The 15,658-nt window shown below is 36.1% G+C and carries 14 protein-coding genes and 1 pseudogene; 6 read left to right on the top strand and 9 right to left on the bottom strand.

Annotation, left to right across the window (positions count from 1 at the left end):
- The 4 genes and pseudogenes from J582_RS27100 to tviB all read right to left on the bottom strand — a co-directional run.
- A pseudogene (locus J582_RS27100) lies at positions 1-315 on the bottom strand (O-antigen polysaccharide polymerase Wzy); the annotation flags it as partial.
- 6 nt (positions 316-321) lie between these two features.
- Positions 322-1,269, bottom strand: a complete 948-nt coding sequence (locus tag J582_RS17565; RefSeq protein ID WP_000584983.1) for a glycosyltransferase family 2 protein — start codon at positions 1,267-1,269, stop codon at positions 322-324.
- Positions 1,269-2,558, bottom strand: a complete 1,290-nt coding sequence (locus J582_RS17560) for an oligosaccharide flippase family protein (protein WP_031952043.1) — start codon at positions 2,556-2,558, stop codon at positions 1,269-1,271. The genes J582_RS17565 and J582_RS17560 overlap by 1 nt, the downstream gene beginning before the upstream one ends.
- A 2-nt stretch (positions 2,559-2,560) precedes the next feature.
- The gene (gene tviB, locus J582_RS17555) at positions 2,561-3,838 is read right to left on the bottom strand and encodes a Vi polysaccharide biosynthesis UDP-N-acetylglucosamine C-6 dehydrogenase TviB (RefSeq protein ID WP_000487067.1); all 1,278 of its coding nucleotides are present in this window, start codon (positions 3,836-3,838) and stop codon (positions 2,561-2,563) included.
- Positions 3,839-4,000: 162 nt separating this feature from the next.
- On the opposite strand from tviB, the gene J582_RS17550 reads away from it, so the two are divergent.
- The 5 genes from J582_RS17550 (at position 4,001) to J582_RS17530 (ending at position 9,451) form a co-directional block, all read left to right on the top strand.
- Positions 4,001-5,143 (top strand): polysaccharide biosynthesis/export family protein, encoded by a 1,143-nt coding sequence (locus J582_RS17550; RefSeq protein WP_001190673.1) that lies wholly within the window; start codon positions 4,001-4,003, stop codon positions 5,141-5,143.
- 1 nt (position 5,144) lies between these two features.
- Complete coding sequence (locus tag J582_RS17545; RefSeq protein WP_002050525.1) at positions 5,145-5,573, top strand: low molecular weight protein-tyrosine-phosphatase; 429 nt, start codon at positions 5,145-5,147, stop codon at positions 5,571-5,573.
- A gap of 21 nt (positions 5,574-5,594) precedes the next feature.
- Positions 5,595-7,790 (top strand): polysaccharide biosynthesis tyrosine autokinase, encoded by a 2,196-nt coding sequence (locus tag J582_RS17540; RefSeq protein ID WP_031952041.1) that lies wholly within the window; start codon positions 5,595-5,597, stop codon positions 7,788-7,790.
- 192 nt (positions 7,791-7,982) lie between these two features.
- On the top strand, positions 7,983-8,705 hold the full coding sequence (locus J582_RS17535; protein WP_032048303.1) for an FKBP-type peptidyl-prolyl cis-trans isomerase: 723 nt from the start codon (positions 7,983-7,985) through the stop codon (positions 8,703-8,705).
- Positions 8,706-8,755: 50 nt separating this feature from the next.
- Positions 8,756-9,451, top strand: a complete 696-nt coding sequence (locus J582_RS17530; protein ID WP_031952039.1) for an FKBP-type peptidyl-prolyl cis-trans isomerase — start codon at positions 8,756-8,758, stop codon at positions 9,449-9,451.
- A 46-nt stretch (positions 9,452-9,497) separates the two neighbouring features.
- Here J582_RS17530 and murJ read toward each other — a convergent pair whose 3' ends face one another.
- Entirely contained in the window at positions 9,498-11,048 is a 1,551-nt protein-coding gene (murJ, locus tag J582_RS17525) for a murein biosynthesis integral membrane protein MurJ (protein WP_171071052.1), read from the bottom strand.
- Between the two features lie 74 nt (positions 11,049-11,122).
- Complete coding sequence (ampD, locus tag J582_RS17520) at positions 11,123-11,692, bottom strand: 1,6-anhydro-N-acetylmuramyl-L-alanine amidase AmpD (RefSeq protein WP_031952035.1); 570 nt, start codon at positions 11,690-11,692, stop codon at positions 11,123-11,125.
- Between the two features lie 171 nt (positions 11,693-11,863).
- Here ampD and nadC point away from each other — a divergent pair, with 171 nt between their 5' ends.
- Complete coding sequence (gene nadC, locus J582_RS17515; protein ID WP_031952033.1) at positions 11,864-12,709, top strand: carboxylating nicotinate-nucleotide diphosphorylase; 846 nt, start codon at positions 11,864-11,866, stop codon at positions 12,707-12,709.
- Here nadC and J582_RS26130 read toward each other — a convergent pair.
- The 3 genes from J582_RS26130 to J582_RS27490 form a co-directional block, all read right to left on the bottom strand.
- Entirely contained in the window at positions 12,706-12,873 is a 168-nt protein-coding gene (locus tag J582_RS26130) for a hypothetical protein (protein ID WP_000938939.1), read from the bottom strand. The two genes, nadC and J582_RS26130, sit on opposite strands and share 4 nt — an antisense overlap.
- A 405-nt stretch (positions 12,874-13,278) precedes the next feature.
- On the bottom strand, positions 13,279-15,447 hold the full coding sequence (locus J582_RS17505; RefSeq protein WP_032048302.1) for a phosphocholine-specific phospholipase C: 2,169 nt from the start codon (positions 15,445-15,447) through the stop codon (positions 13,279-13,281).
- 20 nt (positions 15,448-15,467) lie between these two features.
- Positions 15,468-15,602 (bottom strand): hypothetical protein, encoded by a 135-nt coding sequence (locus tag J582_RS27490; protein WP_265091520.1) that lies wholly within the window; start codon positions 15,600-15,602, stop codon positions 15,468-15,470.
- Positions 15,603-15,658 lie beyond the last annotated feature (56 nt).

Genomic DNA, 15,658 nt, shown 5'->3' with positions numbered 1-15,658 from the left:
TGCCCTAATCCCCCAATACAATTCATAGTAATCTCGATATAAACCAAAAAAACTTAAAAAAACTCTACCTAAAGCAAACAAACAACTTGATATATAAAACAAGCCTTGAGGAGAAAATATTTTCACCCTATAAATATAAAACAAAAAGGGGATTAGGGCAAAGTTTAATATATATAAAAATTCACAAAACTTATGATAGAAGCTATCACTTAAGTCATTAAAAATTCCAAAAAAGTAAAATAAAATACAAACAATATTAAATGTTAAAAAAATTACAGTTGCTATTATTTTATTATTTTTAAAAACCATATCCATATTCTTTCACACCCATTTCTTTTTTAACTTTAATAACACTAGATAGATAAAAGGAAAATACTTTAACAAAAAAATCTTATAACTAACTCTATAATTTAGCTTAATATTTGCCTCCTCACTAATAACAAATGAATAGACTGTAGACAAACTTTGCCCTCTATCTATCATTATTGATATTTTTTGAGATAAAAATTGATTATAAATAATAGAATAAAGAGGATATTTATTTGTTGGTATAAATTTCTTTATCCCTAAGTCAATTCCATTTAGAAGAGGTGCTGGATACCCACTTCTAATTGAACTACCCTCTCTATGTCTGTAGCAAATAAGTTCTTTTTGCAATTCAAAAATTTCTAGACCATTTGCAAAGTAATAAATTTTTGGAAAATACAGCTTATCTTCCATATACACATTAATATCAAAAGCAAATTTACTTAGAATGTCTTTTTTGATAACTCTTAACCAAGGATACCAATAAGACTGTAAAAACAACTTTTCTCTATAGGATTCATCATTTATTGAAATTTTACTATGTGTAACAAAACAAATATTCTCAACATAACCTTTATCTGTATCATATTGTTTAGCATTAAAATGAATTATTTCTACTTTTTTCTCATTTATAACTTTTATTAATTCATAAAAATAGTTTGGTAATAAATAATCGTCTGAATCCAAAAATCCAACATACTCACCCTTTGCTATTTTTAATGCATTATTTCTAGCAACGCTTTGTCCTTGGTTTTTTTGATCAATAAAAACAAATTGTTTTTCAAAATGAGGATATTTCTGAGCAATATAATTACGTGCTAAAGCCATAGATCTATCAGGCGTACCATCATTAATCAAAATAATCTCTACGCCACTGATCAATTGATTACATATACTCTCAATACACTCAACAATATATTCTTCTACTTTATATATAGGAACAATTATACTTAAAATTATCATTAGTTGTACTCTTTTCTATAAGTGGAAGGTAAAAAAATTCTCTTTTGAACATCGAGTATGATTCTATCTTTATAAAAATAATTAAATATAGAAAATGACATAATTTCTGTAGTTAAAATGGCAAAAACTGCACCATTTAAACCCCAAAAATGAACAAAAAAAGCTGTTAGTATGATATTAAAGACAACTAAATAAAGTGTTTTTTTCTTCAAATAGTCATATGCATTAAATTTCAACAAATACTTCTCCGCAATTGTGGAAAGCCCTGAAAATAACGTAACAAATACTGTAAATATTAGAATATTATTTACACTTGCATATTGCTTACCATATAACCATTCAATAATATAATGTCCTGTTAAAGAAAAAATAACCATTACTAACAGACAGATTAAAATGATAACCAAACTTAGCTTAGCAACCATATTTTGGCTTTTTTCAAAATCCTTCTCAACATAAACTTGTGTAAAATATGAAGAAATTATTGCAACCAAAACAAAATAGAAACTATTCCCCAATGTCATTGCTACAGTATAAATACCCAAATCATATTGGGACTTAATACCTAGAAATAACTGCGATGTTTTTGTAAAAATTGCAACTGAAAGTGAGTAGAAAGCAAGTTTACGCCCCACACCCAACATAAATTTTCGATAACGCTTAAATTTTTCTACTACAATATCACTTTCACTCACTTTTTTCTGTGCATACAAATACTTTCTAATAAAAAAAGGTACCAAGGTAATCATTATTATCGGAATACATAATAACTCTATTGCTAACTGAAATTTTGCGATACAATATCTTATAATTAGTGAAATAATCAAAGCTAAAATATTACAATATGCATTTATTTTAGATTGCAAAATTGCATTAAAATATATTAAATATACATCGTGAACAGCAAAATAAATCGCCACACTTGTCGCAAGTGAAAATACAAAAGTTAGATAATCAGTAGCATAATAAATATAAAACAATGTAAGTGATGAAAAGCCAAGATACAGAATATCTCTAATTATTTTTGTGGAATCAATTATATATTCACCTATTTTTTTGTTTTTAGATGTTTTTTGAAAAATAATATTTTCCGATCCAAACATTGCAATTGTTTGAATGATCGCAAAAATTGAACTTGCAAAGGTTAGCTTTCCAAAGTTTTCAGGACCTATATACTTTGCAACAAATGAGGTAACAAAGATTAAACCAAAAATTGAAATTAGTTTTTCAGACATCATCCAAACAGAATTGGCAAATACTTTGTTCTTTAACTTCCCAATCAATACCATTGCTATAGTCTTAAATCTGCATCTACTTTATTAAGAACATGCTTTAAATCATAAAGGACATGCTTTTTTTTACCTAAAGAATGAAAGTCTTCAGTACTCATTACCTTAAACTGATCATGTGCAACTGCAATTACGATAGCGTCATACCGACCTTGTTTTAATTCCATGATTGGAGCTAACCCATACTCTGCTTCAACCTCAGCACTATCTACCCAAGGATCATAGATATCAAGATCTAAATCGTATTCTTTTAGTGCTTTAACCATATCTACAATCTTAGTATTTCGTATATCTGGGCAGTTCTCTTTAAAACTCAAACCTAAAATTAATATACGAGCACCAACAACTTGGATACGTTTCTTTACCATTTCTTTGATCAATTGGGTTGCAACATATTCACCCATACGATCATTTAAGCGACGAGCTGCCAAAATAATTTCTGGATGTAAACCAATTGACTCTGCTTTATGCGTTAAATAATACGGATCAACACCAATACAATGACCACCAACTAAACCAGGTCTAAAGTTTAAAAAATTCCATTTTGTACCTGCTGCCTTGAGTACATCTTCTGTATCGATACCCATTTTATTAAAAATCAGAGCCAACTCATTGATTAAAGCGATATTCACATCTCTTTGTGTATTTTCAATGACTTTAGCAGCCTCAGCGACTTTGATACTCGGGGCCTTATGTGTACCCGCCTCAATAATTAAATTATATACTTGATCAACATAGTCAGTGACCTCTGGAGTCGAACCTGAGGTAATTTTTAAAATATTAGTGACACGTCGTTGTTTATCACCAGGATTAATACGTTCTGGACTATAACCAACAAAGAAATCTTTATTAAAATTTAAACCGGAATGTTTTTCTAATTCGGGTATACAAACCTCTTCTGTCGCACCAGGATAAACCGTTGACTCATAAACAACGATATCGCCTTTTTTTAGAACTTTAGCAATGCTTTGGGATGCTTTTATGAGAGGGGTCAAGTCAGGTTGTTTAAAATCGTCAATGGGTGTTGGCACAGTGACAATGAAAAAGTTTATATTCTGTAAGTCTTGAATATGTGCTGTATACGACAAATGCTGTACGTGTTTTAACTCATCAGAAGTCACTTCTAATGTATGGTCATATCCGTTTTTTAACTCTAATATCCGATTTTCATTTATATCAAATCCGATTGTAGGTTTATGTTTACCAAATTCAACTGCCAAAGGTAATCCAACATACCCTAAGCCGATAATTGCTATTTTTAGTTGCTCAAGTTGAAACATATATAAAACCTAACCATTTAATTTTAAATGGAGAAACATCATGGATACGACCTACTACGTTAATATAGCAGACTTTAAACAAAATTTTCTCGAAATATACAATCACTGCTTGGCAAATAAAGTATGATTTGGGTTAATTATAGACTACAATCCAATGTCTTCATGCAAAGTATCATTGGATTACAAACAATAAAGGGTTTGAATGTGAAGCACCAAAGCACATTATTATTTTTAGCCATTTCACTTTCGTTTACAGGATGTGCAGTCACCTCAGGCTTACAAACTTACGACTTACCTGAACAAGGTACTTTTAAAACAGAACAAGGCGCAGAGGTTTCTGTTGTTCAACTCACCCAAAACAATATTCCAAAGATTAGTTCTGAGGCTTTGCGTCCACAAGGAAATATAAGCGCCTTATTTAATACTCCTTTTTATCAATACCGCTTAAGTGCTGGGGATGTTTTATCTATTCAGCTTTGGGCTTATCCTGAAATTACTCCTCCTATTCAAGGTGCCTCTACTGATATTAAAGCATTTGGATACCCTATTGATTCTGCAGGAAATGTACAGTTACCACTTGTAGGCCAAGTTCACATTGCAGGGAAAACACTGGCTGAGACCAATAAATATTTACGAAGTCAATTTGCTAAGTATTTAAAAACACCTGATGTTGTAGTTCGCGTGTTGTCATATCAAGCTAAACGCTATTTTGTTAATGGTCAGGTTATGAAAAGTGGACAATACACTTTAGATGATCAACCAATTAGTATTTATACAGCCTTAAGTATGGCTGGAGGTGTAAATCAAGAGTCTGGTGATAATACTGATATTCAACTCATTCGTAATGGCGAAGTTTATAATTTAAATGTCGTTGCACTTGAGAAACAAGGTTATTCACTACACAAATTATTAGTCCAACCCAATGATACAATTTATGTAAATACTAAACAAAATCAAAAACTCTATGTTATGGGTGAGTCTAATAAAAGTTCAGCAATTCCATTACGAGATCAGGGAATGACCCTAAGTGATGTATTGGGCGAGAGTGAAGGTGTTAATCCATACTCGGCAAGTGCAGCTCGTATTTATGTCATGCGTACAGATTTACAAACAAAAAGATCAACAATCTATCAGCTCAATTTGAGTAGTATTGGTAACCTTGCATTATCTAATCAATTCCAAATGCAAAAAAATGATATTGTTTATATTGATGCAACTGGCTTAACACGCTGGCAGCGTATTATGAACCAGATTGTACCATTCTCAAGTGCACTCTATACATTTGATCAATTGGGTAAAAACTAGAATGCAGTTACAAAATATCTTAGTAGTCTGTGTAGGTAATATTTGCCGCAGTCCAATGGCAGAATACTTTTTAAAGGCCCAACATCCTACATTAAATATCTCATCTGCTGGTATTTCAGCCCTAGTAGGTCATACTGCAGATGACAAAGCGATTCATTGTATGGATCAGTTGAATATTGATATGAGACCACACGTGGCTCGCCAGCTCAGTGCTGAATTGATCAAACAAAATGATTTGATTTTAGTAATGAGCAATAATCAGCAAAAGCATATTGAACAAACTTGGCCATTTGCTAAGGGTAAAATTTTTAGGCTTGGCCATTGGCAAGGGCAAAATATACCTGACCCCTATCAGCATGACCAAGCTTTTTTTGATCAGACTTGCCGCAACATTCAAAGCTATGTGCAAGATTGGCGCACTCAATTATAATTGTATATTAGTTGTAAATTTATGAACCAAAACTCTAAAACTAGCGAAGATAGCATCGATTTAAAAGAGTTATTCTTTTCATTGATTGCACAGTGGAAAATCATAGCATGCTGCGTGGTCTTAAGTTTAATTTGTGCCTTGCTATACTTACGGATAACGCCAGATACTTATTCTGTAGATGCAATGGTACAAGTTGAGGACAGTAAAGGCGCTGCCTCTGCTGCTTTGCTTGGTGACCTTTCTAAAGTCAGTGGAGGTCTATCTCAAAAATCACCAGCTGATCCAGAAATAGAGATTCTTCGTTCTAGAATGGTTTTAGGACAAGTCATTCAGAACCTTAATCTTGATATTAACGTCAAAGATAACCAATCAGGATTGATCGACAAGTTAATTTCACAAGATAAGAGTAGACTTGAGTATCGTCATGAATCTGTACTGTACAGTAATCAAAATAATAATTTGATTATACGAGAACTTAAAGTACCTGAATATTATTTAGATAAACCCTTAAAGTTAGAGTTCAAAGGTGCAAATCAATTCACTTTAACATACAAAGATCAAGTTGTATTTAATGGTCAATTAAACAAAAAAAATATACTAAATACAAATAGAGGTCTTTGGCAGGTACAACTTAATGCTCAAGGTAACCTGAAAGAACAAAGCTATACTTTAACTAAACTCGCTCTACCAACAGCCGTTAAAAATTTTAATGATATCTATAGTGTTGCTGAAAAAGGTAAAGTGACTGGTGTTATTGGTTTAAATTATCTAGGTCAAGATCCTGAGCACATTACACAAGTACTAAATAATGTTCTAACTGTTTATCACCAACAAAACATTGAGCGAAAGTCTTTAGAATCTAAACAAACTTTAGCTTTTCTTGAGAAACAATTACCAGAGCTTCGAAAGCAGCTAGAAGATTCTGAGATCAAGTTTAACCAATTTCGTGAAAAGTATAAAACAGTCGATGTAAATGCTGAGTCGGAGCTATTACTTAAGCAAAATATTGATTTAGAAAAGCTTAAAATCGAGCTACAACAGAAACAAGCTGAGCTTTCTGCTAAATATACCAATGATCATCCATTAATCCGTCAAATCGATGCACAAATTACAGAGATTAATAAAAAGATTGCTGATCTTAATAATCGTTTAACTCAACTTCCTGAAACACAACGTTTATATTTACAACTATATCGTGATGTAAAAGTAAACACAGAGCTCTATACGTCGTTACTAAACAGTTATCAACAGCTTAAAATTGCTAATGCAGGTGAGATTGGTAATGTTCGCATTATTGATACTGCTGTAGAACCTGTTAAACCTATTAAACCTAAGAAATTAATTGTTCTAATACTTTCTATTTTTGTTGGTGGTTTTATCGGTGTATTAATTGCATTATTACGCAATATGATGCGTAGCGGAGTTAATGATTCAACTCAAATTGAAAATGAATTAGATTTACCAGTTTATGCGACTGTACCTCGTTCTCCTATTCAAGAAACTCGTATGAATATCTTGAAAAAGAAAAAGAGTATTCCTATTTTGGCAGTTAAAAGTAGTGATGATATTGCGATTGAAAGTTTGCGTAGTATTCGTACAGCCATTCACTTCGCTTTAACCTCAGCAAAAAATAATATTATTATGATTGCTGGCCCGTCTCCAGAAGTCGGTAAATCATTTATTTCAACTAACTTAGCGACTATTTTCGCACAAGGGAATAAACGTGTATTACTGATTGATGCTGATATGCGTCGTGGTTATATGCATAAATACTTCGATGTTGACGTGAAACCTGGTCTTTCTGAATTACTAAGTGGCCAAGCTGACTTGACACAAGTTTTACATAAAACGCAAGTTGCGAATCTCGACGTGATTACCCGTGGTAAGAGTCCAACCAACCCTTCAGAAATGTTGAGCTCTACCCAGTTCAAAGACTTACTAGAAAAGTTCCAGACTCAATATGACCATATCATTATTGATACTCCACCAGTGCTTGCGGTAACCGATGGTATTATTATTTCTCAGTACACTGGTGTAAACTTGATCGTTGCACGCTACGCCAAGTCACATATGAAAGAGCTTGAATTAACCGTTAACCGTTTTGAACAAGCAGGTGTTAAGGTGAATGGCTTTATCCTTAACGATATTCAACGCTCTAGTGGGGGTGGGTATGGTTATAACTATGCTTATGCCTATAAGGCACAAAAAGAAGACTAATTAAAACTCTCCATAAAACCGGATCATATGATCCGGTTTTTTTATTTGCTTTTTAAGTTTTGCCATATTAAAACTAACTAAAATATATAAAAAAACCACTCGTTTTTTTTCTTAAACATTCTATGCTTAAGTCGAAGCATGCTAAGATCGAAGCAGCCTTTTAGACTCAAATGATTATTTTTGGAACCTTTTATGAGTAAAGCCTTACCCATTGCTGTCGCTGTAGTTTTAGGCGGTGCTGCACTTGTACCTGTATATTATGCAACTCAACATCCGACCACAGAAGTCGGACGTAAAGCAGACAAAAATTCTTCTCCAATTCAAAAAATCAGTTACGTTCTTGGGTATGAAGTTGCTCAGCAAACTCCTCCTGAACTGGATACCAAAGCATTTGTTCAAGGGATCCATGATGCGCGTAATAAGCAGCCTAGTGCTTATACTCAAGAAGATTTAAAAGCTGCCGTTGCTGCTTATGAAAAAGAGTTACAACAAAAAATGCAGCATCAAGATAAGCCTGAGCAAGCGGGTACAGCTACTGACTCTGCAGATGCACAGTTCCTTGCAGAAAACAAAACGAAAGCTGGCGTAAAAACCACTGCATCAGGTTTGCAATATATCATTACTAAAGAAGGTACTGGTAAACAGCCAACTGCTCAGTCTGTTGTCAAAGTACATTATGAAGGTCGCTTAATTAATGGACAGGTTTTCGATAGTTCTTATAAGCGTGGTCAACCAGTAGAATTCCCGCTTAATCAGGTCATTCCGGGTTGGACTGAAGGTCTTCAACTCATGAAAGAAGGTGGAAAAGCGACTTTCTTCATACCATCAAATCTTGCATATGGCCCACAAGAGCTTCCTGGAATTCCAGCAAACAGTACACTGATTTTTGATGTAGAACTCATTTCAGTGAAATAATAACAATCCAGGAGAGTCGTTATACTCTCCTGTTTTTTTTGGAAAATGACATGAAAAAAATCAGTTTGGTTATTGCTGCATCAACAATGAGTTTATCGGTTATTGCTGCGACACCTGTAACAAATAAAAGTCCAGCAAAAGATCAGTTTAGTTATAGTTATGGCTATTTAATGGGTCGTAATAATACTGATGCATTAACAGATTTAAATCTTGATATCTTTTATCAAGGTCTTCAAGAAGGTGCACAGAAAAAAACTGCACGCTTGACAGACGAAGAAATGGCTAAAGCAATTAATGAGTATAAGAAAACTTTAGAAGCTAAGCAGCTCGTTGAGTTTCAAAAACTAGGGCAACAAAATGCTCAGGCTGGCGCTGCTTTTCTCGCTGAAAATGCGAAAAAATCTGGTGTGATTACAACTAAATCGGGTTTACAATATCAGGTATTAAAAGAAGGTTCTGGTAAAATACCTAAAGCTACTTCTCGCGTAAAAGTCAACTATGAAGGTCGTTTACTTGACGGGACTGTTTTTGATAGCTCAATTGCACGCAATCATCCTGTAGATTTCCAATTAAATCAGGTTATTGCCGGCTGGACAGAAGGCTTACAAACAATGAAAGAAGGTGGTAAAACCCGTTTCTTCATTCCAGCTAAACTTGCTTATGGTGAAGTAGGTGCTGGTGATAGTATCGGTCCAAATAGTACGTTAATTTTTGATATTGAATTGCTACAAGTTTTGCCAAAGTAATCCTCTAAAATATAAAAAAAGCGATCTAAATTGATCGCTTTTTATTTTAGTGTTTTAAATCTCTTGGTCTAAAGCCACTAATCAATAAGCCAATTAAGTAAGCGATTACGCCTACTACACATAGACCTGCGACCTCAGCAATACGGATCCATTGAGAAAGCTCGCCGTTATACCAATTTAACCCAAACCAAAGCGCTGCGATCATGGCAAGGTTTGCCAATCCATATTGAAGAATCAGTTTTTTCCAATGTGAGCCGAATCGAAAAATATTACGCTTATGTAGATAGAAGTAGAGCAAACCAGCATTTACCAAAGCTGAACCAGAAGATGCCAACGCAAGCGCCATATGTTCAGCCTGCCAATGGATTAGTTTAAAGAATCCAATAAATACAACGTTTAAAATAGCATTTGCGGCAACAGACATTAAACCCACACGAACTGGTGTTTTCGTATCTTGCTGAGCATAGAAACCCGGTGCAAATACCTTAATTAACATAAAGGAAATTACACCAGCACTCATACATTGCAATGCAAGTGCAGTCATTTGAGTGTCATGTAGGTCAAACTCACCACGTTGGAATAGAGCCTGAATAATCGGTGTAGAAAGCATAAATAAGGCAATACTTGCTGGTAATCCCACCAATACAATAACTTTTGCTGCCCAGTCGATCATATCGCGGAACTTTTCTTGATCTTGCTCAGCATGGCGTGCTGAAAGCGAAGGTAAAATCACTGTACCAATCGCAACTCCAATTAAACCTAAAGGTAGTTCTGTCATACGCTCAGCACTATAGAGCCAAGATACCGAACCATCTTGCATGAAAGATGCCCAAATTGTATTTAACAACAGGTTAATCTGAGTTACAGATACGCCAAATAATGCAGGAAGCATTAATTTTAAAATACGTTCTACACCCTCGTGTTTAAAATCAACTTTAGGTGGAATTAGGAGGTTTTTACGCCATAACTCAGGAATTTGTACAGCTAACTGTAAAATACCCGCTGCTACAACTGACCATCCTAATGCTTTAATTGGCTCAGCCATATACGGCGTAAGCCACCATGCGCCAGCAATCATTGCTACATTGAGCAATACAGGTGAAAAAGCTGGGGAAGCAAAAGAACCATAACTGTTTAAGATACTGCTAGCAAAAGCAGTCAATGACATAAACATTAAATATGGAATAGTCAGACGGAACATACTGACCGCTAAATCGAACTTTTCAGGGTCATTATGGAAGCCCGGCGCATACATATAGATGATCGCCGGAGCTAACACCATAGCCACAAAAGTGAGTAAGGTCATGACCGTGAGTAAACAACCAAATACCCGACTAATCAGGATTTGAACTTCAGCATGTGCTCGGCCTGTTTTATATTCTGTTAGTACTGGAATAAAAGCCTGAGAAAAAGCTCCTTCGGCAAACAATCGTCGAAAGAAATTGGGAATACGAAAAGCCACAACGAAGGTATCGAAATCTTTACCCGCACCAAACACGTTGAGCAATACGACATCTCGTACCAACCCCAACACACGTGACAACATCGTCATCGCACTGACAATAAAAGTCGATCGCCATAATGCCATCGTACTCACCTACAGCTATATATTCGAAAGTCGCTATTGTAATGAAACTAGAAAATCTTTTCGTTGTGAAATGATGAATGAACTCAAGTTTTTTTCTGTGTTAACAGTTGTCTAAAATGCTGCCATTTAAAATAAGGACCCGGATCGGTTTTTCGGCCCGGTGCAATGTCTGAATGCCCTGCAATATGATTCTTAATTTCAGGATAAGCTTGGCGAATAGCCCTAACCACATCTGTTAGTATGCTGTACTGTATTTCTTCAAAAGGTAAATCATCACTTCCTTCAAGCTCAATACCAATTGAATAATCATTGCATTCAACTTTGGCTAAATAGCTCGAACGCCCTGCGTGCCATGCACGATCATTAAAATTAACAAACTGTAGGACCTCACCTGTTCGTAAAATTAACAGGTGCGTAGAGACCTGCATCCCTTCAATAGTCTGAAAATAGGGATGTACGGACCAATCTAATTTATTTTGGAAAAACTGCTCAATATAGTCTCCCCCAAATTGAGAAGGTGGCAAGCTAATATTATGAACCACAATCATTTGAATTTCGGTACCAGCCGGACGCTGGTTAAAATTTGGAGAAGGGACTTGTCTCGCCCCTTTTAAATGCCCATCTATAACTTCATACGGTGTGATTTGCTTCATTGAGATGCCAATAAATTGCTTGCCAATTGTTTTAGTTTAAAACAGTTATATGCTTTTCAGAGTAGCCAGTACGATTGTTTATCGCGATTAAGCGAATAAAACAGCTTATTTTTAAAGTCGACGGTGCTAATATATCGCAAGTTTTAGGGTCATCGACAAAATGGAAACCGTATGAGCATACCTCAGTCTTTGCTTGAACAGTCAATTCAAATCAATATTCAACAAGCATTACAAGAAGATATTGGGGACGGTGACATTACCGCCATGCTCACACCGGAAAATGAACAGGCAACTGCAATCATCATTAGCCGGGAAGATATGGTTTTAGCTGGACAACCATGGGTAAACGCACTCATCTCAGCTTATGACAACACTGTACAGGTGACTTGGTTAAAACAAGAAGGTGACCGTGTTGCTGCAAATGAAGCCTTTTTAAAGCTTGCTGGTTCTGCACGTAGCTTACTTACAGTAGAGCGCCCTGCTCTAAACTTTATTCAAACATTATCGGCTGTGGCTACAAAAACTGCTGAATATGTTCAACATCTTGAAGGTTTAAATACAAAACTTCTCGATACACGTAAAACTTTACCGGGCTTACGCATTGCACAAAAATACGCAGTAACCGTCGGCGGCGGACAAAATCACCGCCTCGGTTTATTTGATGCATTCTTAATTAAAGAAAATCATATTATGGCAGCGGGCGGTATTGCCCAAGCGATAGCAAAAGCACATCAAATTGCGCCGGGTAAACCTGTTGAAGTCGAAGTTGAAACTTGGGATGAGCTAAACCAAGCACTTGAAGCAGGTGCGGATATTGTCATGCTCGACAATTTTAGCCAACAACAAATGATTGATGCCGTAAAACATGTGGCTGGACGTTGTAAACTCGAAGCTTCGGGAAATATCACTATTGAAAACTTACGCGAAGTAGCGACGACTGGTGTCGATTATATTTCTATGGGCGTATTGACTAAAGACGTCAAAGCCGTTGATTTATCAATGCGTTTTAATGCTTAAATAAAATCAGCATCATTATTGGTATTTTTTTGCGACTTAGTCATGTCTGCCGCTTGTGTTTTTTGCCATGCTGACTGAGTCGCTTGTGCCCCACTATCCCGTGGGTCGGCAGCCATTAAAACAAAAGTAACTACTGCTAATAATACAATAAAACCTTGTAGCATAAATTTTCCCCATCACTTTAAAAAAATTAGGGTTTCAAGGTAAAAGATAAATATGACCAGGCTTAGGAGATTCTGTTACAAAAGGTAAACCTTTATTTTTATTATTCATCTAAATAATAAGATATTACTCCCCTTCATTTATATTTCCCAACATTAGATTGTGCGAGATGTCATCTACAACCTGCCCAAAATCTATGAATATATTGTTTTTGCAATAAATCAGATATATGCAGGAAGAGAACAGGTTTTGTAGATGACAAATGCATTTGGTTACTTTGGGCGAAACCAAAGTAACGAATTAGCTACTTCCACTGGATGAATAAATGATAAGACTCCGTCGTGCTAGCTAATTTAAAATATGATTAACTTAAGACTTCATCTTAATCATTCATCCATTAGAGCAACTTAAGACTCTAAATAACCCATATATGGATCAGAAATTGAATCTTCTTGAGTTTCTATACGTCCTGCAAAACGGCGACTAAACGTTGCATCATCAGCTAATGTCACCGTAAAGTCATACCAACCACCAAATTCAGACATATCCCAAACCAATTCTTTTTCGGAACTGTTGGTTTCTATATTCCATGTTTTATTTGGTAGATAAGCATTTGCTTTGACTGTGAGCTTAACTGACTTACTGCCATCATGACGCACTTTTAAATACAAATTCGCATCACACTCTTCCACACATACTCTAATTTCCGGTAAAGCTTGAGTTTGGTTAACTTGGCTCAAATTACCTTTAAACGCACGGTGGAAACCATTTGGTCCGAGTACCCATAAATCATACTGCCCATTTGTAGCATTCCATACATCATCGAGCTGTTTACCCGCTTCAACCATATAACGGCGTGGAATTGACGTTAGGTCCAATCGGTTATACACATGGAAAACGGCTGCCTGTTTACCCGTATTAGAGAACATCAATTTAACTGTTTTTTGAGTGCCATCAACTTTGGCACTGGTGTGCAAAATATATGGCAAAGCACGTGATGGTCGAATCCCCATTTCCTGCTGCGGAAATTGCTGCTGGCTCGGAACAGGAACTTGGGGCAATAAAGCTTGAGCAACACGAATCGCATCGGCTTCGGCTTTGGTTTTCTTCCCATCTAGTTCAGCAACAGGCAAAAGATTCGGTGTTTTAAAATTAAAAGCCGTTGTTAAATCACCACATACAGCACGGCGGTATGGGCTAATATTCGGCTCTTGGACACCAAAGCGTTTTTCCAAGAACTGTAAAATAGAAGTATGGTCAAAGACTTGAGAATTTACCCATCCTCCACGGCTCCATGGTGAAATCACGTACATTGGAACACGTACACCCGGACCATACACTCGACCATCTGGCTTAGGTTGAGATTTCGAAGTCGCTACTGCTGGATGGTTAAAGTACTCATAAGATACTTGCTGATCCGTTAAAGTGGTTTTTCCATATACAACACCATTTGCATCTTTAAACGGTGCACTTGGTGAAGGAACATGGTCAAAGAAACCGTCATTTTCATCGAAGTTCACCAATAAAACGGTTTGACTCCACAACTCAGCATTTTCAGTTAACGCATTTAATACTTCCTGAATATACCAAGCGCCTTGCACAGGACTAGATGGCCCTGGATGTTCACTGTAAGTTGCAGGAGCAACTAACCAACTCACTTGCGGTAATTTACCTTGCGCAATATCAGCTTTAAAAGTTCCTAGAAAACCACCGTCCGGCATGGTATTGGCAATACCTTTATAAAGTGGTTGAGTCGCATCGATTTTTTCATCATATGCTGGACAAGTGAGGGTATCGTTACTGACTGGCTGACCAGATTGCTCATTTGCACGGCGATACTGTTTGAAACCAGCTAAAGGGTTGTCGGTAAAGTTATCTGGCATATTTTGATAAACTTTCCATGTCACGCCAGCTTGCTGTAAACGCTCAGGATAAGTCGTCCATTCATAACCTTCTGTTGATGGGCCAATGCCATCAAATTCGTTGACCACACTCGCAACACCTGCCCCTGTAGGTCCATTAGTTCCCGTCCAGATAAATTTACGGTTCGGGTTGGTTCCCGCATGCATAGCGCAATGGTAGGCATCACAAATGGTAAAAGCGTTGGCTAAAGCAAACTGATATTCAACTTCTTGCTTTTTATAGTAGCCCATTGACTGCGGTTTTTTATATGCCACCCAATCACTCATACGACCATTGTCCCAAGCAGCTTGGCCATCAGACCATGAGTGAGGTGTACCTGAAACACGCTGAGCATTTCCTAAACGGCTGTCGAGATGGTAAGGCAGTACTTTATTTTTCTTAGCATCGTATTGTTCCCACACTTTGCGGCTTTCTGTCATAGGAATGGTAAAGCGGTCACCAAAACCACGTACACCTTTTAATGTTCCGAAATAATTATCGAAAGAACGGTTTTCCTGAGTCAAAATCACGATGTGTTTAACATCTTGAATAGTTCCACTTTCAACTTTCGCATCGATAGCTAAGGCTTTTTGAATACTTAGCGGAAAACTTGCCAGAGCGGCTGTCCCAAACATAGTTTTTGTAGAATTTAAAAGAAATTCGCGACGATTCATTTTTTCATCCTTAATTTTTATTATGGTGCACAGTGCATTTTGCAATTGCTGGTTGGTGGTGGTGTTGGCGATGAATTATCTGAGTTGTTGTCATCGTTACAAGCACTGAGCATAAGCGCTAAAGATGTAATTAATAAAAGTGAAAATTTTCGCATTGGTTTTTTCCAAACGGTTTAAATGCGAACTACTAATAAAGTGAAAAGGTGACAGA

The organism is Acinetobacter sp. 1566109 (assembly GCF_000582255.1).
Taxonomy (GTDB): domain Bacteria; phylum Pseudomonadota; class Gammaproteobacteria; order Pseudomonadales; family Moraxellaceae; genus Acinetobacter; species Acinetobacter nosocomialis.
Note: the sequence above shows the minus strand (reverse complement) of the source record. Positions and strands in the feature narration are given on the sequence as shown.

Bases quoted from the DNA above. Each gene is read 5' to 3' on its own strand.
- J582_RS26130 (WP_000938939.1), bottom strand. From the start codon at position 12,873: ATGCTACAAGGTTTTATTGTATTATTAGCAGTAGTTACTTTTGTTTTA.
- J582_RS17535 (WP_032048303.1), top strand. From the start codon at position 7,983: ATGAGTAAAGCCTTACCCATTGCTGTCGCTGTAGTTTTAGGCGGTGCT.
- J582_RS17540 (WP_031952041.1), top strand. From the start codon at position 5,595: ATGAACCAAAACTCTAAAACTAGCGAAGATAGCATCGATTTAAAAGAG.
- J582_RS27490 (WP_265091520.1), bottom strand. From the start codon at position 15,602: ATGCGAAAATTTTCACTTTTATTAATTACATCTTTAGCGCTTATGCTC.
- J582_RS17565 (WP_000584983.1), bottom strand. From the start codon at position 1,269: ATGATAATTTTAAGTATAATTGTTCCTATATATAAAGTAGAAGAATAT.
- J582_RS17545 (WP_002050525.1), top strand. From the start codon at position 5,145: ATGCAGTTACAAAATATCTTAGTAGTCTGTGTAGGTAATATTTGCCGC.
- tviB (WP_000487067.1), bottom strand. From the start codon at position 3,838: ATGTTTCAACTTGAGCAACTAAAAATAGCAATTATCGGCTTAGGGTAT.
- J582_RS17550 (WP_001190673.1), top strand. From the start codon at position 4,001: ATGCAAAGTATCATTGGATTACAAACAATAAAGGGTTTGAATGTGAAG.
- J582_RS17505 (WP_032048302.1), bottom strand. From the start codon at position 15,447: ATGAATCGTCGCGAATTTCTTTTAAATTCTACAAAAACTATGTTTGGG.
- J582_RS17530 (WP_031952039.1), top strand. From the start codon at position 8,756: ATGAAAAAAATCAGTTTGGTTATTGCTGCATCAACAATGAGTTTATCG.
- ampD (WP_031952035.1), bottom strand. From the start codon at position 11,692: ATGAAGCAAATCACACCGTATGAAGTTATAGATGGGCATTTAAAAGGG.
- nadC (WP_031952033.1), top strand. From the start codon at position 11,864: ATGAGCATACCTCAGTCTTTGCTTGAACAGTCAATTCAAATCAATATT.
- J582_RS17560 (WP_031952043.1), bottom strand. From the start codon at position 2,558: ATGGTATTGATTGGGAAGTTAAAGAACAAAGTATTTGCCAATTCTGTT.